This is a genomic window from Actinophytocola sp. NPDC049390 (assembly GCF_044466355.1).
Lineage (GTDB): Bacteria > Actinomycetota > Actinomycetes > Mycobacteriales > Pseudonocardiaceae > Actinophytocola.
The window spans coordinates 65,458-92,041 of record NZ_JBITMQ010000021.1 but is presented as its reverse complement, the minus strand read 5'-3'; the positions used below and the strand labels follow the sequence as shown (position 1 = coordinate 92,041).

The 26,584-nt window shown below is 71.6% G+C and carries 30 protein-coding genes; 10 read left to right on the top strand and 20 right to left on the bottom strand.

Going from position 1 to position 26,584, the window contains the following annotated elements:
- Nucleotides 1-20 precede the first annotated feature (20 nt).
- Genes ACIBVP_RS41185 through ACIBVP_RS41175 form a run of 3 tightly spaced genes read left to right on the top strand, consistent with a single transcriptional unit; the run spans nt 21 to nt 2,065 of the window.
- The gene (locus tag ACIBVP_RS41185) at nt 21-1,274 is read left to right on the top strand and encodes an NAD(P)/FAD-dependent oxidoreductase (RefSeq protein WP_396112013.1); all 1,254 of its coding nucleotides are present in this window, start codon (nt 21-23) and stop codon (nt 1,272-1,274) included.
- Nucleotides 1,271-1,588 (top strand): TusE/DsrC/DsvC family sulfur relay protein, encoded by a 318-nt coding sequence (locus tag ACIBVP_RS41180; RefSeq protein WP_396112012.1) that lies wholly within the window; start codon nt 1,271-1,273, stop codon nt 1,586-1,588. The genes ACIBVP_RS41185 and ACIBVP_RS41180 overlap by 4 nt, the downstream gene beginning before the upstream one ends.
- Before the next feature lie 15 nt (nt 1,589-1,603).
- Nucleotides 1,604-2,065 carry a DsrE/DsrF/DrsH-like family protein gene (locus ACIBVP_RS41175; protein ID WP_396112011.1) on the top strand — a complete coding sequence of 154 codons (462 nt, stop codon included), beginning with the start codon at nt 1,604-1,606 and terminating at the stop codon, nt 2,063-2,065.
- Here ACIBVP_RS41175 and ACIBVP_RS41170 read toward each other — a convergent pair.
- The 4 genes from ACIBVP_RS41170 to ACIBVP_RS41155 are packed head-to-tail and all read right to left on the bottom strand — an operon-like array spanning nt 2,058 to nt 6,204.
- On the bottom strand, nt 2,058-2,231 hold the full coding sequence (locus ACIBVP_RS41170) for a PLDc N-terminal domain-containing protein (RefSeq protein WP_396112010.1): 174 nt from the start codon (nt 2,229-2,231) through the stop codon (nt 2,058-2,060). The genes ACIBVP_RS41175 and ACIBVP_RS41170 overlap by 8 nt on opposite strands.
- The gene (locus ACIBVP_RS41165) at nt 2,222-4,546 is read right to left on the bottom strand and encodes a heavy metal translocating P-type ATPase (RefSeq protein ID WP_396112009.1); all 2,325 of its coding nucleotides are present in this window, start codon (nt 4,544-4,546) and stop codon (nt 2,222-2,224) included. The genes ACIBVP_RS41170 and ACIBVP_RS41165 overlap by 10 nt, the downstream gene beginning before the upstream one ends.
- 14 nt (nt 4,547-4,560) lie before the next feature.
- Nucleotides 4,561-5,346: a universal stress protein gene (locus ACIBVP_RS41160; RefSeq protein ID WP_396112007.1), complete on the bottom strand. Its 786-nt coding sequence runs from the start codon at nt 5,344-5,346 to the stop codon at nt 4,561-4,563.
- A gap of 3 nt (nt 5,347-5,349) precedes the next feature.
- A complete protein-coding gene (locus tag ACIBVP_RS41155) occupies nt 5,350-6,204 on the bottom strand; it encodes a universal stress protein (protein WP_396112006.1) in 855 nt (284 codons plus the stop codon).
- Nucleotides 6,205-6,440: 236 nt separating this feature from the next.
- Here ACIBVP_RS41155 and ACIBVP_RS41150 point away from each other — a divergent pair, with 236 nt between their 5' ends.
- Nucleotides 6,441-6,674, top strand: a complete 234-nt coding sequence (locus tag ACIBVP_RS41150) for a hypothetical protein (RefSeq protein ID WP_396112005.1) — start codon at nt 6,441-6,443, stop codon at nt 6,672-6,674.
- Nucleotides 6,675-6,679: 5 nt separating this feature from the next.
- A complete protein-coding gene (locus ACIBVP_RS41145) occupies nt 6,680-7,123 on the top strand; it encodes a universal stress protein (RefSeq protein WP_396112004.1) in 444 nt (147 codons plus the stop codon).
- 52 nt (nt 7,124-7,175) lie between these two features.
- Here ACIBVP_RS41145 and ACIBVP_RS41140 read toward each other — a convergent pair whose 3' ends face one another.
- The 7 genes from ACIBVP_RS41140 to ACIBVP_RS41110 all read right to left on the bottom strand — a co-directional run bounded on the left by ACIBVP_RS41140 (nt 7,176) and on the right by ACIBVP_RS41110 (nt 12,439).
- Nucleotides 7,176-7,757 carry a CBS domain-containing protein gene (locus ACIBVP_RS41140; RefSeq protein WP_396112003.1) on the bottom strand — a complete coding sequence of 194 codons (582 nt, stop codon included), beginning with the start codon at nt 7,755-7,757 and terminating at the stop codon, nt 7,176-7,178.
- A gap of 15 nt (nt 7,758-7,772) precedes the next feature.
- The gene (locus tag ACIBVP_RS41135; protein WP_396112002.1) at nt 7,773-8,663 is read right to left on the bottom strand and encodes a universal stress protein; all 891 of its coding nucleotides are present in this window, start codon (nt 8,661-8,663) and stop codon (nt 7,773-7,775) included.
- A gap of 9 nt (nt 8,664-8,672) precedes the next feature.
- Nucleotides 8,673-9,524 (bottom strand): universal stress protein, encoded by an 852-nt coding sequence (locus tag ACIBVP_RS41130; RefSeq protein WP_396112001.1) that lies wholly within the window; start codon nt 9,522-9,524, stop codon nt 8,673-8,675.
- Nucleotides 9,521-10,441, bottom strand: a complete 921-nt coding sequence (locus tag ACIBVP_RS41125) for a universal stress protein (RefSeq protein ID WP_396112000.1) — start codon at nt 10,439-10,441, stop codon at nt 9,521-9,523. Before ACIBVP_RS41125 ends, ACIBVP_RS41130 begins: the two co-directional genes overlap by 4 nt.
- Nucleotides 10,442-10,472: 31 nt before the next feature.
- Nucleotides 10,473-11,450, bottom strand: coding sequence for an Acg family FMN-binding oxidoreductase (locus ACIBVP_RS41120; protein ID WP_396111999.1), 978 nt, complete (start codon nt 11,448-11,450; stop codon nt 10,473-10,475).
- A gap of 111 nt (nt 11,451-11,561) precedes the next feature.
- A complete protein-coding gene (locus tag ACIBVP_RS41115; protein ID WP_396111998.1) occupies nt 11,562-12,173 on the bottom strand; it encodes a hypothetical protein in 612 nt (203 codons plus the stop codon).
- Nucleotides 12,170-12,439, bottom strand: coding sequence for a DUF1918 domain-containing protein (locus tag ACIBVP_RS41110; RefSeq protein ID WP_396111996.1), 270 nt, complete (start codon nt 12,437-12,439; stop codon nt 12,170-12,172). Before ACIBVP_RS41110 ends, ACIBVP_RS41115 begins: the two co-directional genes overlap by 4 nt.
- A 160-nt stretch (nt 12,440-12,599) precedes the next feature.
- Between ACIBVP_RS41110 and ACIBVP_RS41105 the strand changes: the two genes are divergently transcribed.
- Together ACIBVP_RS41105 and gap are read left to right on the top strand one after the other, a co-directional pair.
- Nucleotides 12,600-13,616 (top strand): Acg family FMN-binding oxidoreductase, encoded by a 1,017-nt coding sequence (locus ACIBVP_RS41105; RefSeq protein ID WP_396111995.1) that lies wholly within the window; start codon nt 12,600-12,602, stop codon nt 13,614-13,616.
- A gap of 4 nt (nt 13,617-13,620) precedes the next feature.
- Nucleotides 13,621-14,640, top strand: coding sequence for a type I glyceraldehyde-3-phosphate dehydrogenase (gene gap, locus ACIBVP_RS41100; protein ID WP_396111994.1), 1,020 nt, complete (start codon nt 13,621-13,623; stop codon nt 14,638-14,640).
- A gap of 64 nt (nt 14,641-14,704) precedes the next feature.
- Here gap and ACIBVP_RS41095 read toward each other — a convergent pair whose 3' ends face one another.
- From ACIBVP_RS41095 to ACIBVP_RS41080, 4 genes are all read right to left on the bottom strand, one after another.
- The gene (locus ACIBVP_RS41095; RefSeq protein ID WP_396111993.1) at nt 14,705-15,043 is read right to left on the bottom strand and encodes an HPF/RaiA family ribosome-associated protein; all 339 of its coding nucleotides are present in this window, start codon (nt 15,041-15,043) and stop codon (nt 14,705-14,707) included.
- A gap of 6 nt (nt 15,044-15,049) precedes the next feature.
- Nucleotides 15,050-15,721: a phosphate signaling complex protein PhoU gene (gene phoU, locus ACIBVP_RS41090; RefSeq protein ID WP_396111992.1), complete on the bottom strand. Its 672-nt coding sequence runs from the start codon at nt 15,719-15,721 to the stop codon at nt 15,050-15,052.
- A 331-nt stretch (nt 15,722-16,052) separates the two neighbouring features.
- Nucleotides 16,053-17,345 (bottom strand): AAA family ATPase, encoded by a 1,293-nt coding sequence (locus ACIBVP_RS41085; RefSeq protein WP_396111991.1) that lies wholly within the window; start codon nt 17,343-17,345, stop codon nt 16,053-16,055.
- Nucleotides 17,342-17,506: a hypothetical protein gene (locus ACIBVP_RS41080; protein WP_396111990.1), complete on the bottom strand. Its 165-nt coding sequence runs from the start codon at nt 17,504-17,506 to the stop codon at nt 17,342-17,344. The genes ACIBVP_RS41085 and ACIBVP_RS41080 overlap by 4 nt, the downstream gene beginning before the upstream one ends.
- Before the next feature lie 131 nt (nt 17,507-17,637).
- Here ACIBVP_RS41080 and ACIBVP_RS41075 point away from each other — a divergent pair, with 131 nt between their 5' ends.
- Nucleotides 17,638-18,237 (top strand): hypothetical protein, encoded by a 600-nt coding sequence (locus ACIBVP_RS41075; protein ID WP_396111989.1) that lies wholly within the window; start codon nt 17,638-17,640, stop codon nt 18,235-18,237.
- 126 nt (nt 18,238-18,363) lie between these two features.
- Nucleotides 18,364-18,849 carry a hypothetical protein gene (locus tag ACIBVP_RS41070; protein WP_396111987.1) on the top strand — a complete coding sequence of 162 codons (486 nt, stop codon included), beginning with the start codon at nt 18,364-18,366 and terminating at the stop codon, nt 18,847-18,849.
- A gap of 246 nt (nt 18,850-19,095) precedes the next feature.
- Here the strand turns inward: ACIBVP_RS41070 and ACIBVP_RS41065 are convergent, their stop codons facing one another.
- Nucleotides 19,096-21,753 (bottom strand): GNAT family N-acetyltransferase, encoded by a 2,658-nt coding sequence (locus tag ACIBVP_RS41065; RefSeq protein WP_396111986.1) that lies wholly within the window; start codon nt 21,751-21,753, stop codon nt 19,096-19,098.
- Nucleotides 21,750-22,358 (bottom strand): CBS domain-containing protein, encoded by a 609-nt coding sequence (locus tag ACIBVP_RS41060; RefSeq protein ID WP_396111984.1) that lies wholly within the window; start codon nt 22,356-22,358, stop codon nt 21,750-21,752. The genes ACIBVP_RS41065 and ACIBVP_RS41060 overlap by 4 nt, the downstream gene beginning before the upstream one ends.
- 201 nt (nt 22,359-22,559) lie before the next feature.
- On the opposite strand from ACIBVP_RS41060, the gene ACIBVP_RS41055 reads away from it, so the two are divergent.
- Complete coding sequence (locus tag ACIBVP_RS41055; protein ID WP_396111983.1) at nt 22,560-23,267, top strand: CBS domain-containing protein; 708 nt, start codon at nt 22,560-22,562, stop codon at nt 23,265-23,267.
- 67 nt (nt 23,268-23,334) lie between these two features.
- On the opposite strand, the gene ACIBVP_RS41050 is transcribed toward ACIBVP_RS41055, so the two are convergent.
- The 3 genes from ACIBVP_RS41050 to ACIBVP_RS41040 are packed head-to-tail and all read right to left on the bottom strand — an operon-like array spanning nt 23,335 to nt 26,584.
- Nucleotides 23,335-23,970, bottom strand: coding sequence for a DUF4232 domain-containing protein (locus ACIBVP_RS41050; RefSeq protein WP_396111981.1), 636 nt, complete (start codon nt 23,968-23,970; stop codon nt 23,335-23,337).
- Between the two features lie 5 nt (nt 23,971-23,975).
- Nucleotides 23,976-25,589, bottom strand: a complete 1,614-nt coding sequence (locus tag ACIBVP_RS41045) for an NAD(P)-binding protein (protein ID WP_396111980.1) — start codon at nt 25,587-25,589, stop codon at nt 23,976-23,978.
- Nucleotides 25,589-26,584: a thiamine pyrophosphate-dependent enzyme gene (locus ACIBVP_RS41040; RefSeq protein ID WP_396111979.1), complete on the bottom strand. Its 996-nt coding sequence runs from the start codon at nt 26,582-26,584 to the stop codon at nt 25,589-25,591. The genes ACIBVP_RS41045 and ACIBVP_RS41040 overlap by 1 nt, the downstream gene beginning before the upstream one ends.

Genomic DNA, 26,584 nt, shown 5'->3' with positions numbered 1-26,584 from the left:
GAACGGAAGACAGTCACGGTATGGGCAAACATGTCGTGATCCTCGGTGCGGGCACCGGTGGCACGCTCGCGGCCAACCGGCTGCGGCGGGTGCTCGACGCCGACGTGCAGATCTCCGTCGTCGACCAGGACGACGACCACGTCTACCAACCCGGGCTGCTGTTCCTGCCGTTCGGCCTGGCCACTGTGGACGAACTCGTGCGGCCGAGGCCGCGTCAGCTCCGCGGGGCGATCGGATACCACCGCAGCGCCGTCGACCACGTCGACGTCGAACGGCACCGGGTGTTCCTCGACGACGGCACCCTGCTGCGCTACGACGTCCTCGTCGTGGCCACCGGCGCCCGGCTCGTCCCGGAGGAGACCGAGGGGTTGACCGGCCCCGGCTGGCGCCGGTCCGTCCACACCTTCTACGACCTGCCGGGCGCGGTCGCGCTGGCGGACGTGCTGCGCGCCTTCGACGGCGGCGAGCTGGTCGTGAACGTGGCCGACCTGCCGATCAAGTGCCCGGTGGCGCCGCTGGAGTTCTGCTTCCTCGCCGACTGGTACTTCCGGGAGCGCGGCATCCGGGACGACGTGCGGCTGGTGTACGCCACACCACTGGACGCCGCCTTCACCAAACCGGTCGCCGCGCACGCCCTCGCCGGGCTGCTCGAGGAGAAGGGCGTCGAGCTGGTCACCGAGTTCAACCTCGGCGCGGTCGACGCGGACGGCGAAGGTGGCCGACTGGTCTCGTACGACGAACGGGAGATCGAGTTCGACCTGGCCGTCGTCGTCCCGGCACACGGTGGTGCCTCCTATGTGGATCGCTCACCCGGGCTGGGTGACGCGCTCGGGTTCGTGCCCGCCGACCCGCACACCCTCGTCTCGACGGTGAGTCAGGACGTCTTCGTGATCGGCGACGCCGCCGCGGTGCCGACGTCGAAGGCGGGCTCGGTCACCCACTTCGAGGGCGAGGTCCTGACCCGCAACGTGGCGCGGCGCCTCGCAGGCGAACCACCAGACGCGGCGTTCGACGGGCACACCAACTGCTTCATCGAGAGCGGCTTCGGGAAAGCGCTGCTCATCGACTTCAACTACGACACCGAGCCGGTACCGGGCCACTTCCCCGGTCGCGTCGGGCTGCCGCTGCTGAAGCAGTCGCGGCTCAACCACCTGGGCAAGCTCATTTTCGCCTGGCTGTACTGGCACGTTCTGCTGCCCGGCCGGGAGGTTCCCGGTGTCCCCACCGCGATGCCGGTGACCGGCAAGCGGTTCCCCGTCGAGGAGGGGTCATGACGACGAAGGTCTACGCGGGTACCGAGGTAACGGTCGGCGACGACGGTTTCCTCACCCACCCAAGCCAGTGGCGCGAGGACATGGCACCCGAGATCGCCCGTGAGGCTGGCATCGACGAACTGACCGACCGGCACTGGCAGGTCATCAAGTTCATGCGGGACGAGTACGCGACGAAAGGCACCGGCCCGACGGTGCGGGTGCTCGGCAAGAGCTCGGGGGTCACCGTCAAGGAGCTGTACCGGCTGTTCCCGAAGGGCCCGGCCAAGCTCGCCGCGCGCATCGCGGGCATCCCCAAGCCCCGCGGCTGCATCTAGGAGAGGAGTGGACAGATGGCACTGGAGAAGGTCTCGATCATTGTGTCGAAGGGGTCCCTCGACGGGATCTACCCGGCACTGATCATGGCCAACGGCGCCCGAGCCGAGGGCATGGAGGCGAACCTGTTCTTCACGTTCTTCGGCCTCGACGCGATCCACAAGGGACGGCACGAGCACATCAAGCTCGCGACCGTCGGCAACCCCGGCCTGCACCTCGCCACCTGGGCGGGCGGACTGCCCGGCATGTCAGCGGTGATGACCCACTACCTGACGCGCAAGATGGACGCGCTCGACATCCCGACCATCCCGGAGTTCATCGAGATGATCGCCGACACCGGCGCCGGACTGTACGCGTGCAAGGCCTCGGTGGACCTGTTCGGCCTGGACAAGGACGACTTCGTCGACGAGGTCAAGGACATCATCACCGTCGGCGAGTTCTACGAGCTCGCCGACGGCGGCCAGATCATCTTCACCTGACGGTCTTCCTGCGCCCGTAACGCAGGTACGCGATCGGCCCCACGAAGTTCACCGCGATGGCCAGTGCCCACAACGGTTTGCGGCCGTTGACGGCCTCCTGGGGCCGGTGCGCCAGATCGTTCCAGGCGACCGCCGCCAGCCCGACCTCGACGGTGCTCATCGCCACGAAGGCCCACCGTTGCCCGGGTGTGAGGTCACGCCAGTGCTTGCGTGCCATGACTTCCTCCTGAAGTCCACGCGCTCGCGTTCCGCGAGCGCGAAGTAGTCCTGTTCCTCCTGCGCGAAGTGGAGCGTCAGCACGGCGTCGAGGCCGTACAGCGTCGCGCGCAAGTCGTCGACCTGGTCGGACGACAGCCGGCCGGTGAGGTGGCGGCCGAGCCGGGCGGTGAGCCGCTCGATCTCCGCGTGGCCGCGGCTCATGGGCGCGATGCCGTCCCGCCCGCCGACCATCGGCGCCACCGCCGGGTAGAGCTCGTGCTCCTCCGCGCGCTCGTGCGGCAGGATCCGGTCCACGAGCACCCGGTGCGCCGCCCGCACCCGCGCGTCCACCTCGGCGGTGACGCCCACCGACAGCGCGTCGGCGGCGCCGCGCACGACGGCGCGTGCGTCGGCGAGGTCGGCGTGCTCGGCGCGGAACCGGGTGATGAGCCCGCGTGCGATCACCGGCACGTCGGATCGGGCGTTGCCCCGCAGCGCGCGGAGCGCGTTCCCCACCGCGAGCACGTCGATCAGCTCCTGCACCAGAGCGCCGGCCGCGGGCGCGAGGAACCCGAACGCCGCGGCGACCATCGCGACGACCGAGAGGCCCACACCCAGCGCGGCGCTCTGCACGGCGATCCCGTGGGCCCGGCGAGCGGTCTCGACGACGTCAGCGAGGCGGTCGATGCCCTCGTCGGTCAGCACCGCGTCCGCGACCTGCGCGGTCGCCGTCGCCCCCCGGGCGGCGACCGCCACCCCGACGTCCGCCGCCGCCAGCGCGGGGGCGTCGTTGACGCCGTCTCCGACGGCCATGGTCGGAGCCCGGCGCTGTTCGATCCGCACCTGCTCGACCTTGGTCTCCGGCCGGGCGTCCGCCACCACCTCGTCGAGACCGAGCACGCCCGCCACGTCGTCGGCGACCTCACGACGGTCGCCGGTCACCAGCACGAGGCGGTCGACACCCGCGGCGCGCAGCCGTCTGAGCGTGCGCGCCGCCTCCGGGCGCAGTTCGTCCCGGACCAGCATGGCGGCGACCGGTTCCCCGTCGGCACACACCCAGACCACGCCCGCCGCGTCGAGCTGCGCGCGGCGCAGCGCCGAGCGTGCCCACCCGGGCGGGTCGGCCACGACGAGACGGCCGACGGTGACCGCCACGCCGTCGACCACTCCCCGGGCACCGGAACCCGGCACCTCCCGCACCGCGGTGGCGACCGTGACCGGCACCCGCGCACGCCGGGCCGCGGCCACCACCGCGGTCGCGAGGACGTGCGGGGACTCGTTCTCGACGGCGGCGGCCAGCGCGAGCGCCCGGTTCGCGTCCACACCCGGTGCGGTCAGCACCTCGGTGACCGCGGGCGCGCCGACGGTCACGGTGCCGGTCTTGTCGAGTATCGCCGTCCGGACCCTGCCGAGCCGCTCGAGCACCGCGCCGTCCTTGACCACCACACCGCGCCGGGACGTCGCGGACATGCCACCCGCGATCGCGACCGGCACCGCCAGCAGCAGCGGGCACGGGGTCGCCGTCACCAGCACGGCAACGGCGCGCACCGGGTCACCCGCCCACCACCAGGCAACACCCGCGACGGCGAGCGCGACCGGCACCAGGACCACCGCGAACCGGTCGGCGAGCCGCGCGACCGGCGCGACGCCCGCGAGAGCCTGTTCGGCCAGCCGCACCACACCCGCGTAGGCACTCTGGTCGGCTCGCCGTACCGCACGCACGGTCACCGCCGCACCCGCGTTGCACACCCCGCTGCGCACCACGGCGTCCACCGCGCGCGACACCGGAAGCGGCTCACCGGTCAGCGCTGACTCGTCGAACGTGCCCGCCTCGAGCAGCCTGCCGTCGACCGGCACGACCTCACCCGAGCGCACCACCACGACGTCCCCGACCACGACCTCGGCGACCGGCACCTCCACCACCGCGCCGGCACGGCGTACCCGGGCGGTACGAGGGGCGCGCGCGAGCAGCGCGTCGAGGTCGCGGTGGGCGCGACGCTGCGCGTAGCCCTCCAGCGCCTGCCCGGTCCCCAGCATCAACGCGATCAGCGCCCCGGCGAGGTGCTCCCCCACCACGAGGGTGCCGGTCAGGCTGAGAGTGGCCAGCACGTCGGTGCCGAACCGCCGCGCGCGCAGGTCGGTCACCACCATCGACATCGAGTAGGCGAGGCCTGCGAGCGTCGCCGCGAGCCAGAGCGCGGGGAAGGCCATCCCCGCCAGGGTCGCGACCGCCAGAACGCCGACGATCACCACCTGCGTGCGCCACGGCACTCGTGTGTCCACAACAGACCCTCCGGTCAGATCGGGTGATCCCGGCGCACGACGGCGACCGGGCACGGCGCCTGGTGCAGGAGGTACTGGCTCGTCGAGCGGAGGAGGGCGCCGCGATAGCCGATCCGCCTCCCGCTGCCGACGACCGCGAGCTGGGCCGACGCGGCCCGGTCGAGCAGCGCCCGGCCCGGCGTGTCCGCGACCACCTCCTGAACGACCTTCACCTCCGGGTACCGCGCACCGCGGTCGGCGAGCCGCTCGGCGATCGTCTCCGCCACGCGGTCGGGGGTGACGTTCCCCTCGACGGGTGCGATCAGACCGTGCACGGCGACGAGACCTGTACCGCGCAGCGAAGCCTCGCGCAAGGCGAAGTCGATGGCGGCGTCACTGTTCACGGTGCCGTCGACCCCGACGACCACCGGCCCGTCACCGCGTTCGTCGGGCCCGCCCATGACGACCATCGGACAGCCGCCACGAGCAGCGACGGTGACCGCGGTGGTGCCGATCAGCAGTCCCGAGAAGCCCCCACGTCCTCGGCTGCCGAGGACGACGAACGAGGCACCCGCGGACTCGCGCACCAGCAGCTCCGCCGAGGGGAGCTCACCGGTCACCACGCTGACGGGCAGACCGGCGGCGACCTCGTACACCACGTCCCGCGCTTCTCGCACCACCCGCGCCGCGCAAGCGGGCGAAGAGGCGGCGTGCACGAGCCGGAGATCGGCACCGCGTGGTCCGGCGTGCTCGGCCGCCCACCGGACCGCGCGCAAGGCGTCCGCTGTCCCGTCGACTCCGACCACGACCGGCCGCGACATGGTTCACTCCCGATCCGGCTCCGTGCGCACGACGGCGACCGGGCACGGCGCGTGCTGCAGGAGGTGCTGGCTCGTCGAACCGAGCACCAGACCACGAACTCCGCCACGACCCCGGGTGCCGACCACCACGAGCCGCGCGCCCTCGGCATAGCGCAGCAGCGCCTCGGACGGGTGGTCGCGCACGACCTCGCGGGTGACGTGCACGTCGGGGTACTTCTCCTGCCAGCCGGCCAACCGCTCGGCCAGCGTCTCGTACGCGCGCTGCTGCGCGCCGTCGAAGTCCGGGGGCGTGGGGTGGCCGAGCAGTACCGCGTCGGCGAGGGACTCGTGCCAGACGTGCACGGCGACGACGTCGGCGTCCTGTGCCGAGGCCTCGGCGAACGCGAACGCGACGGCGTCCTCCGAGTCGCGCAGGCCGTCGACGCCGACCACGACCGGGCCGTGCGCGGGCACCTCACCCCGGACGACGACCATCGGGCAGTGCGCCCGGCCGGCCAGCGCCACGGCGGTGGAGCCGATCAGCAACCCGGTGAACCCGCCGAATCCCCGGGAGCCGAGCACCAGCAGCGAGGCGTCGAGGGACTCCCTGACCAGCAGGAGCACCGCGGGTACCGGCGCCAGCACGATGCTCGTGCGCACACCGGCCTCGTCGGCCACGTCCCGCGCCTCGGCCAGCCAGCGCCGTCCCTGCTCACGCAACACGTCGAGCACCCCGGGATCGAGCACCCCCGCCACTCCCGCCGACAGCTGGTACGAGCTGACCAGCCGCAACGGCATCCGACGACGACCGGCCTCCATCGCGGCCCAGCGGACCGCGTCCAGTGCCGATGCCGAGCCGTCAACGCCGACCACGATCATGATCGGTCCTTCCCTCGAAGTCACTGGCCTTGTAGACGAAACTAGCGCCGTGCCGGACGGGGGACCGCCGCCGAAGGTCCTGCCCGCACGGGACGTTCGGTCCGCCGGTCTGACCACAATGGACACCGGGTCACACCAGGGGGACGAAAGTCCTCCGCACCGGCGGCCAACGACCGTGTGGCCGATCCACGCTCCGCGGGACGGTTGTGTCGGAGATTCCGGAAGGAGGGGTCGTCATGACCACCACCGAGGTGCGCACCGCCGCACTGTTCGCCGTGACAGACCGGTGTGATCGCTGCGCTGCCAGGGCCACCACGCGGGCGGTTCTGCGATGCGGTGGTGAACTGGTGTTCTGCGACCACCACCTCCGCCGGTACCGCCCCGCGCTCGCCCCGCTGACGGCGCGGTTCGAGCGACACGTCGAGTTGGACGAGGCACTGGCTTTCGCGCCGTCGTTCACAAGGAGGTGACCCCGATGACCGGCACCATCGTCGTCGGCGTTGACGGATCCCCGGCCAGCATCAACGCCCTGCACTGGGCGGTGACCCGCGCGAAGGCCGAGCACCGCACGCTGATCGCGGTCGAGGTGCGGTACCCCGCGCACCTGCTCCCCGGCACGTCGTACGCCCCGGCGCCGTACGGAACGGCGCCGCCGCGACGGAACGCCAGCACCCTGCACGACACCGTCACCGCGGTGCGCGAAGCGGAACCGACCGCCCCCAGGATCACGGAACTGCACCGTAGCGGTGAACCCGGTGTCGAGCTGGCGCGCGCCGCGCACGGCGCCGAGATGCTCGTGCTGGGCTACAACCCGCACGGCAGGACGACCGAGTTCCTGTTCGGCCGCGTCACCAACGAGTGCCTGCGCCACGCGGACGTGCCCGTCGTGCTCGTCCCCGCCAACGGACACCGAATCTGACACACGTGTGTGGGCCATGCCGCGAACGACGGCATGGCCCACACGTCTGTTCTCAGTCGTCCCAGCCGATGGCCGCGGGCATGCCCGCGGCGATGACGACGTCCTTGACGCCACCGACCGTGCGGACGAGCGCACCGACCAGCGAGCGCTCAGCCGTGTCGGCGAACTCTCCCGAGACCGTCACGTGCCCGTCAGCGACCCGGACCGTCCACTGCCTGCGGCTGCCCGCGTACTTGTCGAGCAGTCCCCGCACGTTCGCGGTGATCACGTCGTCGGTGCGGACCATGGTCCGCAGCAGGTCGCGGCGGGCGACGATGCCGACCAGCAACCCCTCCTCGACGACCGGCACCGACCGCAGGTGCTTGGCGAGCATGCGTTCCGCGATCTTCGCGACGTCGGCGTCCGGCGTGGTCACCTCGACCAGCGGGGTCATGACCTCGGTCACCGGAGCGTCCCGCCGGTGCTCGGCGCGAAGCCCGTCGGACTCGCTGAAGATCCCCACGACGCGGTCACCGTCGTCCACCACCGGCACGGCCGCGAAGCCGTGCTCGGTGAGGGCGGTGACCGCGTCCAGCACCGTGGCCGTGGTGTCGACGCTGACCACCGGCCTGCTCATGATGTCCCGTGCACGCATGGCCGTGCCTCCTCGCTACCCGGTCGTTTCCGTCCGCACCACGGCGACCGGGCAGGTGACGTGGTGCAGCAGGTGCTGGCTCGTCGAGCCGAGGACGAGGTCGCGGAAGCCCCCGTGGCCCCGCCGTCCGACGACCAGTAGCCGCGCGGTCTGTGCGCAGCGGCGCAGCGCCCTCGTCGGCCGGTCGTGTACGACGTCGCGTTCGACGCGCACCTGCGGGTACTTCTCCTGCCAGCCCGCGAGCCGCTCCGCGAGCGCGGTTTCGGCGGCCTCACGCTGGAGGGTCCAGTTCAGCCGCGCGTTGTTCGCCGCGAGTGCCTCCTCGAACACGGACTCGGCGTACGCGTGGAGCGCCACCAGCGTCGCGCCAGAGGACGACGCCTCGGCGAACGCGAACGCGAGCGCCGCCTCGCTCGCTTCCGTGCCGTCCACACCGACCACCACCGGGCCGGTGCGGGGCGACCCGTCGGCGCCGTTGCGGACCAGCACGACCGGGCAGTGCGCGTGGCCTGCGAGCGCGAGCGACGTCGATCCCACCAGCATGCCGGTGAACGCGCTGTGGCCCCGGTTGCCGAGCACGAGCACCGACGCGCTCTCCGACTCCCGCACCAGCCCCGCGGTCGGCGGCATCGCGGCGAGTTCGGTGTGCACGTCGAGACCGGGCTCGACCGCGGTCGCCACCTCACGGGCCTCGCTCAACCATTGCCTGCCCTGGTCGCGCAAGGCGTTCAGGATCGACTCCTCCTCTGTCACCCCGGAGGGGAACCCGATCGGGAGCTGGTAGGCGTGCAGGAGGCGCAACGGCAGCCCGTCCAGGCGCGCGCGTTCGGCCGCCCATCGGACCGCGAGCAGCGCGGTGGCCGATCCGTCGACGCCGACGACGACGGGCTTGCTTCGGGGTGCCATGGTTTCTCCTTACAGTGGAAGGGCTACAGCGGTCGGCTGCGTGCGGGCGATCACGACCGGACAGCCGCTGCGCCGGATCAGGTCGCGGCTCACGGAGCCGAACAGGCCGGACGCGAGGCGGCCGCGCCCACGGGAACCGAGGACCAGTACCGCCGCTCGCCGGGACACCGCCACGAGCGCGCGCCGAGGGTCGTCGGGCACGACGTCGACGGACACCACCACGTGCGGGTACAGCTCGCCGTAGGCGATGAGCAGGCGTGACTGTGCGAGGGCGGCGGCCTCGCCAAGGTGCCCGGCCGGGACGCACCGCAGGATCGTCAGCGGCCGCCCGCTCCTGGCCGCCGCAACGTACCCGTAGGCGAGCGCGGCCTGAGCGGTGGCGGACTCGTCGAGTGCGACGACCACCGGGGCGGTCGCGGGCAGTTCCGCCCACTCCCGTCGCGGCACCACGGCCAGCGGGCAGTGCGAGGTCGTCAGCAGGTCACCCGGCACCGACCCGCTGATGGCCTCGGCGAAGGGGGTCGCGTCGTCGGCACCGACGACCAGCAGGTCGGCGTGCTCGGTGGCGGCACGCAGGACCGCGGCCGGCGGGCCGGACACGACGTCCGTGGCCACGGCCAGGTCCGGCCGCTCGGCCAGCACTCCGTCCAGCAGCTCGGCGAGCATCCGCACCGCGGTGACGCGGTGTTCCTCGGCCACCTCGTTCGGGAGGTACCGGTCCGGGGCGGCCGGCATCGGCACCGCCGTCACCAACCGCAGCTCGGCGTGGCGGGCATGTGCTTCCGCCGCCGCCCAGCCGACAACGCCACGCCCGTCCGTCCTGGACACGCCCGCGACGACACGGCGGAACTCGGTGCTCATCGCCGATCCGTCCGCGCCACCGCGACCGGGCATTCGGCGTGGTGCAACAACGTCTGGCTCACCGAGCTGATCCCCATGCCGGCGAACGCGTCGCGCCCGTGCGAGCCGACGACGATCAGCCGCGCTCCCGTGGCGTGTTCGAGCAGCGCGCGGTCGGGCCGGTCCCTCCGCACCACCGCCTGGACCTCGACCCGCGGGAACTTGTCCCGCCACGGGGACAGCCGCTCGGCGAGGCGCTTCTCTTCCCCTGCCTGGACCTGCTCCCAGTCAACGGTCCCGGGCAGCGTCGTCCACGCACCGGCCAGGTGCACGTCCAACCACGTGTGCACGGCCACCAGCGGGACGCCGTGTGCGGCCGCCCACTCGAACGCGAAGGCCAGCGCGGCGTCGCTCAGCTCGGAGCCGTCGACCCCCACCACGACCGATCCGCCATCGCGCGGCACGTTGTCGCGTGTGGACGAATGCATGACCACGACCGGGCAGTGCCCGTGGGCGGACAACGCCACCGCGACCGAACCGACCACCATGGCCCGGAACCCGCCCAGGCCGCGGGATCCGAGCACCACCAGCTGCGCCGTGCGCGACTCGGAGACCATCACCTCCGCCGGCGCACCGGCCCGCAGGTCGGTGATCACCGACAGTCCGGGTGCCGTGCGGCGCGCGACGCTGCTCGCTTCGGTGAGCCAGTGCCGTCCCTGGGCCATGACGGCGTCGTGGAAGTCCCTCGGCGGCGCGACCCGGCGTGGCCGTCGCACGGTCGCCAGGCCGCACACGTGCACGAGGCGAAGCGGCGCACTCCGGTTGGCCGCCTCCCGCGCGGCCCAGCGGACCGCGTGCAGTGCGGACTCCGACCCGTCCACACCGACCACGACCGGGTGGTCACAGTGCGCGGACAGGTGCGCGTCGTCGGTGATCATGGTGCCCTCCTCGGGTGGGTCCGTTTCGGCGTCATGACCGGGCGTCCGTGCGGACGGTGGTGACCGCGCTGACCGGCCTGCGCGGGGTACTGCCGACCGGGTGGCCGTAACCGATGCGCAGCACGGTCTGCGGGTACCCGCGGATGCCGAGCTGGGTTCGCAGTGCCGGCCTGGTGAGCGGGACCTCGACGGGCTGGGACAGGAAGGAGGCGCTCAGCCCGAGCGCGGTGGCCGACAGCAGCACGTGCTGCATCGCGAGCCCGGCTCGCACGTGGTCGCCCGGGGTGTCGCCGTGGGTGGTCAGCACGACCACCAGGGGCTCCTGTTCGAACGGACGCTCCACCGCCGAGCCGGGGTGGAACTGCCTCGGTGTGAGCAGCGACCCGCCCACCGGCCGAGGGCCACCCGCCGAGCGTGGCACGCCGTCCTCGGCGTCCTCTGTGTCCCGGTCCGCCCACGCACGCAGCTCGCGTTGGAAGGCCGGGTCCTCCTGCTGGATGTGGTCGGCACGGCGCAACAGCGTGGCGAAGGTGTCCAGCTTCTTCGGCGTGTCCAGCACGATCAGGTGCGCCCGCTCTTCTTCCGCGGCGCGCAGCAGTGCGTTGCGGTGCTCGGACGGGACCGGTCGTTCGATGAACGGCCTGCGGTTGGTCGCCCGGTGCGGAACCGACCGCATGAGCGTCGTCTGCTTCGGCGCCACCGCGCGGTCCCCCGTCACGCGCAGGACGGCGAGCAGGTCCGGACGGCCCGCGTCGGGCAGTACGTCGAGCACCACGCCACGGCCCGCCGCCTCGATCGCGAGCCGCAGGTTGAACAACGCCGCGCCACACGACATGCGGGCTTCCCGGCCTGCGGGATCCGCCACCGGCAGTACCCGGTCGCGGTCGAGGTGCAACTCCACGTACGGGGGTGCGACCACGAACCGCCATGGCTGGGTGTTGTGCACCGAGGGCGCGCGGGTCGCGGCCCGCAACGCCCGCTCGATCACTGTGCCGACGGGAAGGTTCATGGCTGTCTCCTGACTCACGGCCGTTCCAGGGGCCAGGCCTTCAGCGTGGCCGGGTGGCATGGGCGCGGCAGCGGTCGTCGTTCTCTTTCCACCGGGGCAGTTGGTCCCTGCCTAGCGGTGCCGGTCGAGCCAGTCGGGTCCCACCCGTGCCCATTCGGTTTCCCAGGCCCGGTACCGGTGCCGGTCCAGCACGTGGTGCAGTCCCCAGCAGACGAGCGCGAACAGCCCGGCCACGGCGAGCCAGCCCGATACCGCGACCAGCACCCCGGCCACCACCGCGTCCATTGGGGACACTGGTGGGTCCACCGGTGCGCCGGAGGTGTCGAGCCAGATCCGGACCTCGGTTCCGGACTTCATGCCCGCCTCCGCGTCGACCTGCCCGCTGCGGGTTCGCCCGTCGGGAAGCAGCCACCTGGCCGCCACCTTCGACGTCGTGCCGACGCCCTCGCCCTGGCCCACGGACGTCACCGGTGCGTCCTCGGTGAGGACCGCCACGGTCTGGTGCCGCGTGGCCGCCTGCTCCTCGGCTCGCTCAGCGAGGGCCGAGTGGGTCACCGACCCGACGGTCAGCATGACCGGCACCAGCACGAGCGCCAGCAGGACGAACAGGAGCACGGCGGTGCCCTCGGCCCGGTCGACGCCACGCGCCAACGGGTTCCTGCCGGAACGCACCAGCCGCGCGAGGCGAAGGACAGGGGACGAAGCAGCCCGTTCGGTGATCATGGCGTCCCCCTGCGTCGCATGATGTGCCGCTGGACGACAGCGGCCCGCTCCGCCATGCGCGCGTCGAGTGCCTCGAGTTCGTCCTGCGTCATCACGTGCGCGTCGTCGCCGGGGAACACCAGCGCCTCGCGGTCGGTGTCCAGCCACCGCACTGTGAACGGCGGCGCGCCGTCCGGCGAGCTGACGTCGAGGATCCGCGCGCGACGGGCGGCGTGGTCGGTTCCGGCGATCTCGACGATCAGCCAGTCACCTGCTTTGGCGTGCACAGCTGGTCCTTTCCCCGAAACTCCGGCTCGGCTCCATGCTCTGGTCCCGGCGCGGGCGCTGGGGAGAGACCGAGGTCCCCGTCCGCAAGGCCCAACGTCGCTCCCGGCGAGGAACTTGAGCACTGCCGCGGCGGTGGGGGAGGAAACGACCGTTGGGGGCATGAACGTCCACGCCGTCTCCGCACCGGACCACCAGACCGTGCGCGCCGCGATCGAACTCGCCAACCGCGCGCCGTCGGTGCACAACACCCAGCCGTGGCGCTGGCTGGTGGGCCGCGACTCACTGCACCTGATGGCCGACCGGGAACGCAGGCTGCGGATCACCGACCCGGACGGCAGGGACCTCCTGCTCTCCTGCGGCGCCGCACTGCACCACCTGCGGGTGGCGTTCGCGGCACTGGGCTGGCGAGCGGTCGTGCACCACATGCCCAACGAGCACGACCCCGACCACCTCGCCGCCGTCGAGACGCGGCCACACCTGCCGACCGACGACGACATCGCCCTCCTGCGCGCCATCCCCCGCCGCCGCACGGACCGCCGCCGCTACACCTCGTGGGAGGTACCCGCCGCCCACCTCGACCTGCTCGTGCGCCGCGCGGGCCAGGCGGGCGGGCTGCTGGTCCCGGTCATCGACAGCGCCCTCCGCTGGCAGCTCAGCCGCGCCATCGACGCGGCGGCACGCAAACAGGCCGCCGACCCCGACTACCAGGTCGAGCTGGCCGCGTGGAGCAGGAGCAGCTTCGCCGCCGAGGACGGCGTGCTCACCGCCGCCGGCGCGGCCACCTCGATCCGGCACGACGACACCCTGATGCGGGTGTTCCCCGGTGGCTCACTGCACAACGCGGCCACCGGCCGCGGCGAGCCCGACGGAAGCGAGCTGCTCGTGCTCGCCACCCTCCACGACGATCCGGCGTCGGTGCTGCGAGCGGGTGAGGCGGCGAGCGCCGCTCTCCTGACCGCCACCGACCTGGGACTCGCGACATGCCCGCTGTCCCAGCCGCTCGAAGTCCCCGCGACCCGCGCCGCGATCCGCGACCAGGTCCTCGACGGGGCGGCCCACCCCCACCTGATCCTGCGCGTCGGCTGGGCGCCCACATCGGCGCCGCCACTGCCGCGCAGCCCGGTCCGCCGGACCGAGGACACCATCGACCGCCTGCCAGGCCCCTACAGAAGGTGAGAACATGACCATCCGCATCGGCATCAACGGGTTCGGGCGCATCGGACGGGACCTGCTGCGCTCGGCCACCGACCGGGCCGACAACGGGGAGCTCGGCATCGAGATCGTCGCGATCAACGACGTCACCGACGCCGCAACGCTCGCCAACCTGCTGCGCCACGACTCCACCTACGGGCCATGGCACGTCCCTGTGTACGCGACCGAGAACAGCATCTCGGTCAACGGCGAGAGCATCCGGGTCCTCAGCGAACGCGACCCGGCGGCGCTGCCGTGGCGCGAACTCGGCGTGGATCTCGTGCTCGAGTCGACCGGCAAGTTCCGCACCAGGGAGGCCGCGGCCGCGCACCTGACCGCGGGCGCGCGCAAGGTCATCATCACCGCACCGGGCAAGAAGGTCGACGCGACCATCGTCATGGGCGTCAACGAGGACATCTACGACCCGGCGAACCACGACATCGTGTCGAACGCGTCCTGCACGACGAACTGCCTCGCCCCGATGCTGTGGGTGCTGCACAACGCCTTCGGCGTGGTGAACGGCGTCATGACCACCATCCACAGCTACACCAACGACCAGAACCTCCTCGACGGTCCGCACAAGGACCCGCGCCGGGCCCGTTCCGCCGCCGTGAACATGATCCCGACGAGCACCGGCGCCGCGGTCGCGGTCGGCGAGGTGCTGCCGGAACTCGCGGGGCGCCTCGACGGCGTCGCCGTGCGGGTGCCCGTGGAGAACGGGTCGCTGACCGACCTGACCGTGCGGGTCGCCACCGCGAACGTCACCCCGGACCAGGTGAACCGCGCGTTCGCGGACGCGGCGAACGGGCGCCTCAAGTCGGTGCTGCGCTACACCGAGGAACCGATCGTGTCCCGCGACATCATCGGTGACCCCGCGTCGTGCGTGTTCGACGCCGCGCTCACCAAGGTGGAGGGTGCCGTCGTCAAGGTGTTCGGCTGGTACGACAACGAATGGGGCTACGCCAACCGCACCCTCGACCTCGCACACCTGATGGCACGGACCATGTGACCTGTTCTCGGCAACGGGGATGCCCTGGGCCACGTGGCCCAGGGCATCCCCGTTGCCGAGCGTTTCACCGGCGTCGACGCCTCCGACGTCCGCGGTGCGTGTGCGGCCGGTCGTCCATCTGGCGGACCAGTCTCCGTACGAGCAGGCCAACGGCGTCGCGTGCGTTCCGGGCGGTGGCGGCCGCGTGCACGTGCCTGCCGTTGACGTCAACGTCGGCACGCGCGCCCACCGGACACGGCATGGCCGGGTCAGCGTGCCGGTCCAGCTCGACCCGGATCGCGAGCACCGGTTCGTGCGCGTGCCTGGCCAGTGCTGCCAACTTGGTGGCGACCAGTTCCGCCAGCCCTTCACCGAATTCCCCACGCGTGGTCAGGATCGGTTCCGGCAGTTCGACGACGTCCATCGTGACTCACCTCTTTCCCGTCGGTGCGTCGAGCGCGTTCCGGCCCGCGAGGTAGCCGACGTCACGGCCGAGGTCGACCGCATGGTCGGCGAACCGCTCGTAGTACCGGCCGAGCAACGCGAGATCCACCACCACCTCCCCGTCGAGTCCCGGTGTTCCGGCCAGCAGCCTCCGGTACAGGTCTTCCTGCAGACGGTCGACCTGGTCGTCTTCGTGGTCGAGGCGGGTGGCGGCTCCGGCGTCCCGCGTCGAGACGGCGTGGGCGGCCTCGGCGACCAGCGCCAGTGCGCGCTCCCCCATGGCGTGCACCGCGTCCCACAGCGCTGCGGGCACGGGCGATTCCGGGTCGCGGTCACGGGCGATCTCGGCGATGTGCGCCGCCAGCTTGCCCATGCGTCGCAGGTCCACGCTCATCCGCAGGCAGGCGACGATCGCCCGAAGGTCGCCCGCGACCGGTTGCTGACGGGCCAGAAGGTCCAGCGCGAGTTCGTCCACCGCCGCCTGCCGCGCCTTCAGGTCCTCGTGCTCTTGGAGCACCGACTCCGCGAGGGTGCGATCGGCGGAGAACAGGGCGGTGGTGGCGTTACGCATGGCCTTCTCGACCAGCGCCACCATGTCGTCGAGTCCTGCGGCGAGTTGGTCGAGCCGCTCGTGGAAGAGTTTCCGCATGATCGTCATACCGTCATCGTGCGTGGCCGCGGACGACCGCCGAACCCGTCGAAAGGCCGTCCTGGCAGGGACTTTCGTCCGTGTCGCACCGGAACGCGCCGACCGATCCTTGAAGGTATGACAGGCGAAACCACGTCTGCGTGGCAACGGCACCGGGCTGCTCGCACGGTGGCCGGGCTCGCGCGCGGCGCCGCAGATCTCGCCGAACTTCTCGAGATGCTCGGGCTGACCGCGGCGGACGGGCTCGACCCACCCGCCGAGCCGCCGCCGGAGGTGACGAGGAAACCCGTGCCACGGCTGGATCCGCCGAGCGCGTGCCGCATCAACAACCTCATGCGGGTCAGACCGTCTCGGCGATCCGCAACGCCTCGGTGAGCGCCGCGTCCGGGGTGCCGGAGGTGTCGACGTCACTCGCCTGAGGCCAGGGCTCCTCGTCCGCTGCCATGGCGTGCGCGATCACGGGGTCCGCGTCCGACAGTGACGCGCTGCGGGTCCGCAGCCTGCCGTCGGTGACCGCCGCGGGTGCCGTGCATCTCAGGGGCACGAGCGTGCTCCGCGTCCGTTCCGCCAGTTTCCCGGCGAGGTCCCGTTCCGCCGCGGCCGACCAGGACGCGTCCAGCACCACCGGCTCACCGCGCGACAGCAGCTCCCCTGCCCTGTGCAGCATCTCCGTGTAGGTCCGCTCGGTGTGCTCGGGCGAGTAGATGCCTGACCGGTAGGGCGCCGGCACGTGCTGTCTGGGATCGAGGCCGGCGAGTTCCTTGCGTACGCGGTCACTGGACACCAACACAGCGCCCAGTTCGTCGGCGATGCGCCCGGCTATCGTGGTCTTGCCCGATCCGGGTAAGCCACCGACCAGCACGAGCCGCACCGCGCCCCGACGCAGGTGCCGCAGCACGATGTCCGTGTACGCCAGTGCTTCCGCGGCCGCGCTCGGATCGCCCTGTGCGTGGCGCAGGCATGCCACCTTCACCCGCACGAAAGCCCGGTAGGCGATGTAGTGGGCACGTAAAGACGCCGGTGCGGGATCTCCGCTGTACTCGGCGTACCTGTCGAGCAGCAGCGTGCCGAGATCCGGTCTGCCGAGCCGTTCGAGGTCCATCGCCAGGAAGGCGAGGTCGTCGAGGCCGTCGAGCCTGCGCAGGTGGTCGTCGAACTCCAAGCAGTCCAGCACCCTCGGGCCGTCGTCGAGGAGGAAGATGTCGTCGGCGAGCAGGTCCCCGTGCCCGTCCACGATCCGCCCCCGAGCAAGCCGCGACGCGAACAGCTCAGCGCGTCCGGCGAGGAAGTCCCGTGTCCGGCGGCTGATCTCGGCACGTGCCTCGGCGGGCACCACCTCGGCTCCCACCTCGTCGACCTGCGCGAAGCTCGCCTCCCACCGCGCGGACAGGGCGGCGACGGCGCCTTCCGCGTCCACGTGCGGTCCGCGTTCGGCGGCCGCGTGGAACGCCGCGAGCACGCGCGCCAGCCTGCTGATCTCCCCGGACAGCGGGACACCGGCGTGGACCAGCGTACTGAGTCTGCGGTCCTCCGGCATCCGCCGCATCACCACCAGTGGCTCTCCCGGTCCGCCATCCACATCGGACACGGTGGCGACCCCGAGGTAGACGTCTGGTGCCAGCCTGCTGTTCACTCGACCTCGCGCAAGCAAGCGGCGTGCCTGCGCGCACGCGTGCCGAAGTCCAGAAACCCCAGGCTCACCGACTTCTTGAGCTTGTACACCCGGTCGCCGACCAGGAACACCACCCCGATGTGGGTCTCCCGCACGGCCACGAAGGGACTCTGCTGCGTCACGTCGTCAGCGTCCCGGCGGCCCGGTGCGGCAACCAGGGACCAACGCTGCCCACCGGGAGGACCTTGGACTCCAGACCGTACGGCGGTGGTTGCCGAGACTGAGATCGAACCCAACGAAAGGGAGGTCGACAATGTCCCTCAAGGACCAACCGCAGCAACACAAGAACATTCCGGCACAGCGGGCCACGACCCCGGTGGCCACCGCGCCCGAACCGGGTACCAGGGCAGCGTTCGTCGCCGTCGTGCGGATCGCCACGGGACTCGTGTTCCTGTGGGCCTTCCTCGACAAGCTGTTCGGCTTCGGCTACGCGACTCCCGGCGAGCGGGCCTGGATCAACGGCGGCTCGCCGACCCAGGGCTTCCTCGGCAACATCGACCACGGCCCCTTCGCCGCCATGTTCCGCGGCTGGGCGGGCACCGCGTGGGCGGACTGGCTGTTCATGCTCGGCCTCGCGGGCATCGGCATCGCCGTGGTGCTCGGCGTCGGCCTGCGCATCGCGGCTGTCTCCGGCACCGTGATGATGCTGCTGATGTGGGCGGCGGAGTGGCCGCTGGACCGGTTCACCGACGCCGGTGAGCCCACCATGTCCACCAACCCCATCCTCGACTACCACATCCTCTACGCCCTGGTGCTGATCTGGCTGGCCATCGTGGCGGCAGGCAACACCTGGGGCTTCGGCAAGGCCTGGGCGAACCTCGACATCGTCCGGAAGAACCCGTGGCTGCGCTGACCGCGATACAGAGGCTTCGCCCGGGGTGGACATCCGTCCATCCCGGGCGAAGGCGTGTCGAGGACCGGACAGCCGGCTTCAACGACCAGCTGGTGCGCAACGGCTCTGCCTCGGCAGAATCTGCTGATGGCATGGGAATGGGTGGCCCCGACGGTTACCGGCGCAGCAGCGATGAGTGGCATGTTCTTTACCTGGTTGACTGGTCGGCAAAGTCGGCTTCAGGTGGAACGAATGGCCCGCCGTACAGAAGAAAGTGCCGCGCGCGATCGACTAGCCCAAGAACGTCGGGATGCGTACTTCGCCGCACTACGGTCGGCGGCGGTGACCTTGGAGCGCATGCGGTTTCAGAGGAAGGGCGAACATGCCAAGCTGGCCGAGATCGATCAGACCTGGCCAAGAGGAACGCGGTCAGAGATGGCAATGGACGCGGTAATCGCTGTGGAGACGTACGGCACTCTCCAGGCCCGCCTACTGTTGCGGAAGTGGATGCACGCTGCGGCCGATGATGACGAGCAACGGTTGCGCGCCACTCGCGACGCGATGGTCGACCTTGTCCGACGCGAGTTAGGCGCCCAATTCCCCGCCGACATCGATGGCTCCAGTAAGGAATGAAACCCGGCCTTGCATTTACCCGGAATGGGTCGAGGCGACGCTTGCCCGTGGTCTCGCGGGCAAGCTAGGTGGCACCAGGACGAGGTGCTCCACGTCCTGTCGAAGGAGAAGAGGCAGTGCGCCGCAGACCGGGGAACACGTCACCCAGTGCCATCCAGCCAGCGCCGGATGGAACGCGGAGGATGAGATGCCGCAGCCCGGCGCGTGCCGCGCAGCCGGTTACACCGCACGCCCGAAGGAGGCAGCTCAGGCGCGTAGCCTCCGCAGGAACGGGTCACTGGGTTCACGGGGCGCGATCCGCACACGGGCGTCGAGCACCTGACAGCCGTCGACGCGGACGACCACCGGGTTGAGGTCGAGTTCGGTGACCTCGGGGATGGCGTCGGCGAGTGCGCTGGTCCTGACGAGCACGTCGACCAGGCCGTCGGTGGGGAGTGGGCGGTCGCCGCCGAACAGCATGGCCGACGAGCGCAGGCCGTGCACCATCTCCTCGGCGTCCACGTCGGACAGCGGGGTGAGCCGCGCGGCGCGGTCCGCGATGAGGTCAGTGTCGGTGCCGCCCAGTCCGAACACCACCAACGGCCCGAACGTCTCGTCCGAGTCGACGCCGACGATCAGTTCCCGGCCCGGTTCGGCCATCGGCTGGACCAGGACGCCCAGCATGGCGTCACCGAAGCGGTCGCGGAAACCGGTCCACACCGTCCGCAGGTCCGCCTCGGTCGCCACGTTCAGCGCCACCCCGCCTGCTCTGGCCTTGTGCAGCACCCCGGCCGCGATCACCTTCACCGCCACCGGGCCGCCCAGTTCACGGAGTGCCGCGACCGCCTCGGCGACGTCACCGGCCTGGATCGACGGCACCGCCGGGATGCCGAACAGCGTGAGCAGCCGCATCGTGGTGGCTGGTGCGAGCCATCCACCGTGGGGCTCGGCTCGCAGGAACTCCCGCACCAGTGCTCGTGCCTCGTCCAGCCGGACATCGTCCGGCGTCCCGACGTCGCCGGCTGGTCGCGCCCGCCACCGCGCGTAGGTCGCCATCCGGCTGAGTGCCGCCGCGGCGGCGGCCGGGTCGGCGTAGCTCGCCGTGGCCGGTGCCGGGTCGTGCTCGTCACCGAGCCCGATCACCGACGGCAGCTGCCCGGGCCGGACGACCAGCACGGTCTTGCGGCGCTCCCGCGCGATGGCGGGTGCCGCCGTGACCGGGTCCGCGACGGCCGTCGGCACTCCGACGGCGAGCACCGCGTCGATGCTCCCGTCAGCGAGCAGGACGTCGAGGCAGGCGGCGAACGTCGCGGCGTTCACGGCGGCCGTCGTGTCGATGGGGTTGTCCGTACTCGCCTGTGTCGGCAACAACGCGGCCAGCGCGGCACGCGTGGACTCGGCCAGCCGTGGCACGAGAAGTCCGTTGTGGACGCACGCGTCGGCGGCCAGTACCCCGGCGCCACCCGCGTTGGACAGGATCGCGACCCGGTTGCCGCCGGGCAGCGGTTGCCACGCGAGGGCGGTGAGCACGTCAACGACCTCGCTGACCGTGTCTACCGCGATCACGCCCGCCTGTTCGAACAGGGCGTCCCTGGTGACGGCCGGGGTCGCGGCCGCTGCGGTGTGCGACGCGGCGGCCCGCTGGGCGACGTCGCTCTCGGCCGAACGCACGGCCAGCACCGGTTTGGTCCGCGCCAGCCCGCGCGCGAGACGGCTGAACTTGCGCGGGTTCCCGAAGGATTCGAGGTACAGCACCGCGGCCGCGGTGTTCTGATCGTGCCGCCACCACAGCAGCATGTCGTTACCGCTGATGTCGTACTTGTCACCGGTCGACACCATGGTCGAGACACCGAGTCCGAGCTGCCGCAGCAGTTCCACGACCGCGATGCCGACACCGCCGGACTGGGTCACGATCCCCACGTCGCCCTCCGGGACGGCACCGCTCATGAAGGTGGCGTTCATGCCCGTCGCCGTGTTGGCGACGCCGATGCAGTTCGGTCCGACGAGACGCATGCCGTGCCGTCGGATCGATGCCACGACACGGTCGGCGAGGTCGGTGCCGGACAGCCCCGCGGAGATCACGACCACGGCAGGGATGCCTTCCCGGCCGCACTCCTCGACGGCGTCGGGCACCGTCGGCGCGGGCACGCACACCACGGCCAGGTCCGGTACCTCCGTCAGCTCGGCGATCGACGGTCGGCACGGCACCCCGGCGATCTCGTCGGCATGCGGGTTGACCGCGGTCAGCTTTCCCGAAAACCCGCCGTCGAGCAGGTTCCGCAGCACCGCGTGCCCGACCGAGTCCGGCCGCCTGCCAGCGCCGACCACGACGATCGACGACGGCCGCAGCACGTTCGCGAGACTGGCCACGTCGGCGACCCGGTCTCGTTCGTCCACCGCCGCGGCGAAGACCTCGTTCTCGGTCAGCCAGATCTCGACGTGCCTCTCGGGGCCGAGGCTGGACATCCGGTAGGGCAGGCCGGCGTCGGCGAACACCTTGATCATCCGCTGGTTCTCCGCGAGGACCTCGGCGACGAACCGGGTGATGCCACGCCGCCGGGCCGCGGAACCGAGGTGCTCCAGCAGGAGTGTGCCGAGCCCGCGCGCCTGCACCGCACCGTCCACCACCAGGGCCACCTCGGCGGTCGTGCTGCCCAAGGTCCGCTCGTAGTGGGCGACGCCGACGAGTTTCCCGCCGAGCCAGGCGCCGACCGCCGCGTGCGAGTCGTCGGCGGTACGCGCGATCCGGCGGGTGATGGCGTCGAGGATGCTCTTGCCGCTGCCGAAGAAACGGAGGTAGCGGTCGTGTTCGGACAGTCGTGTGTGGAGCGCGAGCACGTCGGCGGCGTCCGACACGTCGATCGCCCTGATCACGACGATCCGGCCGTCGGCGAGCAACGCCCGCACACCGGTCGTCGCGGTCATCGGGTGGCTCCGGCAAGCCGGGCGCCGTCGTCGAAGACGTAGCCCAGCCGGTCCAGCACCTCCACCACACCCGGCACCGCGCGCGCCCGTTCGGCGACCGCGACGCGCGTGCTGCGCCATTCGACACGGCCGAGCAGCAGCACGACCCCGTCCCGGACGGTCACCCGCACCGGCCGCCCGCCGGGCAGCTCCGCCACGGCGTGCTCGACGTCCACGCGGATCTCGTCGTCGTCGCGGACGTACGTGGTCAGCAGATCCCGCCGGGACAGCACGCCGACCAGCCTGCCGTGCTCGGTGACGAACAGTCGCCGCACACCGGCCCTGGCCAGCAACCGCGTCGCCGCCGGCACCGTCGCGTCCACCGGCACCGTGCGCACCGCCTCGGTCATCAGCTCCCGCGCGGTCACCCCGGCGCCGTCCCGGCCACCGATCAGGTCAGCCTCCGACACCACGCCGACCAGCTGTCCGTCCCGGTCGACGACCGGAACGGCCCCGATCCTCCCGCGTGCCAGGACCGCCGCCACCGTCGCGAACGGGGCGCCAGGGGGTACCGACACCGGGCACCGCGTCATCACGCTCCCGACCATCATCGCCGGCACAGTCATCACGCCTCCCTCATGGTTCTCTGACACCAGCCTCCCCACGCGAGCACACCGCGATCAGAGCCGGAAGCAACGACCGCGCCGACGAAGGTCCCGCGACTGGTCCCGGCGGACGCGGGACCGAAGTCCCTGCTCGCCGGACCGTCCGCCCGCAGCGCACCGAGGCGGCGCCGACGGACGCTGGTCGCAGTGGAGGAGGTAGCGATGAGCCACCAGAAGGTCAGGAACGTGATGAGCACCGACGTCGTCACGGTGCGGGAAGGCACTCCGTTCAAGGACGTCGTCCGCGCGTTGTCCAGCAGGGACGTGAGCGCCGTACCGGTCGTGGACCGCGACGGCCACGTGCTCGGTGTGGTCTCCGAGGCGGACCTGCTGATCAAGCAGGGCACCCAGGAGGTCGAGTTCACGCGGTCGCTGATGAGCTGGTGGAGCGGCAGGCGGAACCTGCGGCGCGCCGTCGCCACGACGGCCGCCACGCTGATGACCACGCCCGCGATCACGGTGTCCGACAACGCCACGGTCGCCGGCGCCGCGCGGCTCATGACCCAGCACAACGTGAAACGCCTCCCGGTCGTCGACGCCGACGGCAAGCTCGTCGGCATCGTCAGCCGCAAGGACGTCCTGGCGGTGTTCCTGCGCAAGGACGAGGACATCCGCGACGACATCGTCACGCACGTCTTCGAACGCGGCCTCGGCATCGCGGTCAACCCCGCCACCGTGACCGTCGATGTCCACGACGGCGAGGCCACCCTCACCGGACAGCTCGAGCTGAAGAGCCAGATCGGCCTGGTCGAGGACATGACGAGGCACATCGACGGCGTGGTCGACGTGGTCGTGTCGATGGAGTACCGCCGCGACGACACGCACGGCCACCTCCCGGACCCGATGACCATCGACATCACGCGCCCATAGCCGTTGCACGCGGGAGCGGAGCCGACCGGCTCCGCTCCCTTTCGTCATGCCCCTGCGTTCGTTCCCATCACCCGAGTCCGGAGCCGGCGTGGACGGTGGCCACCGTCAACTGGCCGCCCGGCACGACGCCGGCACACCCCTGCGTGGCGAACAGGACGAATTCCGCCTTCCGCTCGTGGGGCGGGTACACGCGCAGCCCGCGGACGTCCGTCGGCCTGCACACCGCCGGGTCGAACGCCGTGATGTTGCGGAACCCGACGGGCGCTGTGGCGGTCATGCCTGGCTTCAGGGTGACCGCCGGGCCCTTCGTGCCAGAGCGGACCGCAGGCTCGCCGACCTGGTGGCCGTCGTCACCCGCGACGAACGACACGCCGGGGAAGCCCCGGATGACGCACGGGCGGCCGCCGCTGTTGGTGAACACCAGTGCGCGGTACATCGTCCCCGCGGTGCCCTCCGACGCGCCGAGGGACACGGTCAGGTCGTCGACCGTGCACACGGCGGGTCCCGTGGCCGGGCTGGTGGTGGACGGTGCGGGAGCGGCCGCCGTGGTGGTGGTCGTGGTGGCCGGGGCAGTGGTCGGCCGGAGCGCGGGTGTCGTGGTGGTCGGCTGGGGTGGCTGGCCCGGATCCGCTGTGCCGGGCACGTCCTCCGCACATCCCGCCGCCAGCAGGAGCAGGACCGCACCGATCAGGGTCTTTCGCATCGGGATCACGTCCTCTCGGGGCGCATCGTGATGGCGCCCGCCGGGCATTCGGACACGCAGAGGCCACAGCCCTTGCAGTAGTCGTAGTCAATCTCGTAGTGGTCGCCCACCTTGCGGATCGCGTTGTCCGGGCAGACGCCGTAGCAGTTGTCGCAGTCGAAGCAGTTGCCGCAGGACAGGCAGCGGCGCGCCTCGAACAGTGCCGTCGACGCGTCCAGTCCGCCGACGACCTCGTCGAACGTCGTGGTGCGGCGCGCCGACTCGAGCGTCGGGCGCACGCTGGCCGGCGCGTCGGCGTAGTACCAGGTGTTCAGGCCTTCGTACGTGGCGAGGGGCGCGACCGGCGGCTCCTCGTGGGAGCTTCCGCACAACCAGGCGTCGATGTGCCGGGCCGCCTTCTTGCCGTGGCCGACCGCCACGGTGACCGTGCGGTCGGCGGGGACCATGTCCCCACCCGCGAAGACGCCGGGGTGGCCGGTCATGAAGTCCGTGCCCACCCGCATGACACCGTCCGCCACCTCGACACCCGGCACGCCTGACAGGAGCGCGAGATCCGCGTTCTGTCCGATGGCGAGGACCAGCGAGTCGGCCCCCAGTTCCTCGAACTCGCCCGTCGGCTGGGGTTTGCCGTCGTCGCCGAGGCACATCTTCTCGATGGTGACGCGTCCGGCTTCGACGTGGTGGACGGTCGACAGCCATCGCATGGTGACGCCTTCCTCGAGTGCCTCCTCGACCTCGACGTCGTGGGCGGGCATGCGGTCGCGGGTGCGGCGGTAGACGACGATCGCGTCGGTGGCGCCCAGCCTGCGTGCGGTGCGGGCGGCGTCCATGGCGGTGTTCCCGCCGCCGTAGACGGCGACCCGGCGGCCGAGCGCCGGACGCTCCTCCCCGGCCATGGACCGCAGCAGTGTCGCGGCGTCGAGGATGCGAGCGCCGTCACCGGCCGGTATCTCCACCCGCTTGGCGATGTGCGCGCCGACTGCCAGGAACACCGCGTCGAACTCCCGCAAGGCACCGGGCACGTCGGTGACGGGCGTCGACACTTCCAGCGTCACCCCGAGGTCGACGACACGGGCGATCTCCGCGTCCAGGACGTCGCGGGGCAGCCGGTACGCGGGGATGCCGTAGCGCATCATGCCGCCGGGCGCGGCGCCGGCGTCCCGCACCGTCACGTCGTGGCCGAGCAGGGTGAGGTGGTAGGCGGCCGACAGACCGGACGGTCCGGCGCCGACCACGAGCACCCGCTTGCCGGACCGAGGCGCGCGCACGGTGACCGTCCACCCGCGACGGATGGCCTCGTCGCCGAGGAAGCGTTCCACCGCGTTGATCCCGACGGACTCGTCGAGCGTGCCCCGGTTGCACGCGGTCTCACACGGCCGGTAGCAGACCCGGCCCATGATGGCCGGGAACGGGTTGTCGGCGACCAGTGTGCGCCAGGCGTCCTCGTAGCGGCCTTCCTCTGCCTCGTACAGCCATTGCCGCACGTGCTCTCCGGCCGGGCAGGCGTTGTCGCACGGTGAGGTGAGGTGCACGTACTCGGGGCGCTCGGTGCGCCAGGCGCCGGTCCGGTTGGCGAGGCTCGAGCCGGGTCCCAGTGTGATCGCGAACGGCTTGTCCATCACTGCTCCTCGGTGAGACCGAAACGGCGGATGTTGCGGTCGGCCATGGCTTGGATGCGGGCGACGACGTCGGTGCGCGGTGGCTCGCCGAACAGGTGGGCGTAGCGCTTCTGGGGCCGCAGGTAGTCCTCGACGAGCACCCGCCTGCGGATCCGCGACACGTCGACGATCTCGCCGTGGTCCGCCTCGAACACCGGGAACAGTCCGCTCTCCTTGGCGAGGCGCGCGATCCGGATGGTGTCCCCTGCCGAGGTGCCCCAGCCGAGCGGGCACGGCACGAGCACGTGGAGGTAGCGGGCGCCGCGGAACTCGAACGCCCGCGTCACCTTGTACTCGAGGTCCCGCAGGTCGGCCACCGTCGCGGTGGCGACGTACGGGATCTCGTGCGCCAGCGCGATCATCGGGACGTTCTTGCCGCGGCCGAATTCGTTGCCCGGCTCCGGGCCCACCGCCTGTGTGGTCGCGGTCCGCGCGGCGGGCGGGGTCGCACCGGAGCGCTGCACGCCGGTGTTCATGTACGCCTGGTTGTCGTAGCAGACGTACAGCACGTCGTCGTTCCGCTCGAACATGCCGGACAGGCAGGCGAAGCCGATGTCGACGGTGCCGCCATCTCCTCCCTGCGCGACGACCCGCACGTCGTCGATGCCCCTGGCCTTGAGTGCGGCCGCGACCCCGGTCGCGACGGCGGGTGCGTTGCCGAACAGGGAGTGCAGCCACGGCACCCGCCACGACGTCTCCGGGTAGGGCGTGGAGAACACCTCGAGGCAGCCGGTGGCGTTCACGGCGATCATCCGCCCCTTCGTGGAACGCATCGCCGCGTCGAGGACGTACCGGGCGCCGAGCGCCTCGCCGCAGCCCTGGCAGGCGCGGTGGCCGCAGGTCAGCGAGTTCGCGCGACCGGGGTCGGCCTGCACGGCCCGGTCGATCACGGGCAGCAGCCGGTTCCCGACGGCGAAGCTGCCGGTTTGGTAGAACTTCACGGTCTTCGCTGGCAT

Coding starts and splice junctions, on each gene's coding strand:
- ACIBVP_RS41185 (WP_396112013.1), top strand. CDS start 21: ATGGGCAAACATGTCGTGATCCTCGGTGCGGGCACCGGTGGCACGCTC.
- ACIBVP_RS41180 (WP_396112012.1), top strand. CDS start 1,271: ATGACGACGAAGGTCTACGCGGGTACCGAGGTAACGGTCGGCGACGAC.
- ACIBVP_RS41175 (WP_396112011.1), top strand. CDS start 1,604: ATGGCACTGGAGAAGGTCTCGATCATTGTGTCGAAGGGGTCCCTCGAC.
- ACIBVP_RS41160 (WP_396112007.1), bottom strand. CDS start 5,346: ATGTCGCGGCCGGTCGTGGTCGGAGTCGACGGGACAGCGGACGCCTTG.
- ACIBVP_RS41155 (WP_396112006.1), bottom strand. CDS start 6,204: ATGATCGTGGTCGGCGTTGACGGCTCGGCATCGGCACTGGACGCGGTC.
- ACIBVP_RS41150 (WP_396112005.1), top strand. CDS start 6,441: ATGACCACCACCGAGGTGCGCACCGCCGCACTGTTCGCCGTGACAGAC.
- ACIBVP_RS41145 (WP_396112004.1), top strand. CDS start 6,680: ATGACCGGCACCATCGTCGTCGGCGTTGACGGATCCCCGGCCAGCATC.
- ACIBVP_RS41140 (WP_396112003.1), bottom strand. CDS start 7,757: ATGCGTGCACGGGACATCATGAGCAGGCCGGTGGTCAGCGTCGACACC.
- ACIBVP_RS41135 (WP_396112002.1), bottom strand. CDS start 8,663: ATGGCACCCCGAAGCAAGCCCGTCGTCGTCGGCGTCGACGGATCGGCC.
- ACIBVP_RS41130 (WP_396112001.1), bottom strand. CDS start 9,524: ATGAGCACCGAGTTCCGCCGTGTCGTCGCGGGCGTGTCCAGGACGGAC.
- ACIBVP_RS41125 (WP_396112000.1), bottom strand. CDS start 10,441: ATGATCACCGACGACGCGCACCTGTCCGCGCACTGTGACCACCCGGTC.
- ACIBVP_RS41120 (WP_396111999.1), bottom strand. CDS start 11,450: ATGAACCTTCCCGTCGGCACAGTGATCGAGCGGGCGTTGCGGGCCGCG.
- ACIBVP_RS41115 (WP_396111998.1), bottom strand. CDS start 12,173: ATGATCACCGAACGGGCTGCTTCGTCCCCTGTCCTTCGCCTCGCGCGG.
- ACIBVP_RS41105 (WP_396111995.1), top strand. CDS start 12,600: ATGAACGTCCACGCCGTCTCCGCACCGGACCACCAGACCGTGCGCGCC.
- gap (WP_396111994.1), top strand. CDS start 13,621: ATGACCATCCGCATCGGCATCAACGGGTTCGGGCGCATCGGACGGGAC.
- ACIBVP_RS41095 (WP_396111993.1), bottom strand. CDS start 15,043: ATGGACGTCGTCGAACTGCCGGAACCGATCCTGACCACGCGTGGGGAA.
- phoU (WP_396111992.1), bottom strand. CDS start 15,721: ATGACGATCATGCGGAAACTCTTCCACGAGCGGCTCGACCAACTCGCC.
- ACIBVP_RS41075 (WP_396111989.1), top strand. CDS start 17,638: ATGTCCCTCAAGGACCAACCGCAGCAACACAAGAACATTCCGGCACAG.
- ACIBVP_RS41070 (WP_396111987.1), top strand. CDS start 18,364: ATGGCATGGGAATGGGTGGCCCCGACGGTTACCGGCGCAGCAGCGATG.
- ACIBVP_RS41065 (WP_396111986.1), bottom strand. CDS start 21,753: ATGACCGCGACGACCGGTGTGCGGGCGTTGCTCGCCGACGGCCGGATC.
- ACIBVP_RS41060 (WP_396111984.1), bottom strand. CDS start 22,358: ATGACTGTGCCGGCGATGATGGTCGGGAGCGTGATGACGCGGTGCCCG.
- ACIBVP_RS41055 (WP_396111983.1), top strand. CDS start 22,560: ATGAGCCACCAGAAGGTCAGGAACGTGATGAGCACCGACGTCGTCACG.
- ACIBVP_RS41050 (WP_396111981.1), bottom strand. CDS start 23,970: ATGCGAAAGACCCTGATCGGTGCGGTCCTGCTCCTGCTGGCGGCGGGA.
- ACIBVP_RS41045 (WP_396111980.1), bottom strand. CDS start 25,589: ATGGACAAGCCGTTCGCGATCACACTGGGACCCGGCTCGAGCCTCGCC.
- ACIBVP_RS41040 (WP_396111979.1), bottom strand. CDS start 26,584: ATGCCAGCGAAGACCGTGAAGTTCTACCAAACCGGCAGCTTCGCCGTC.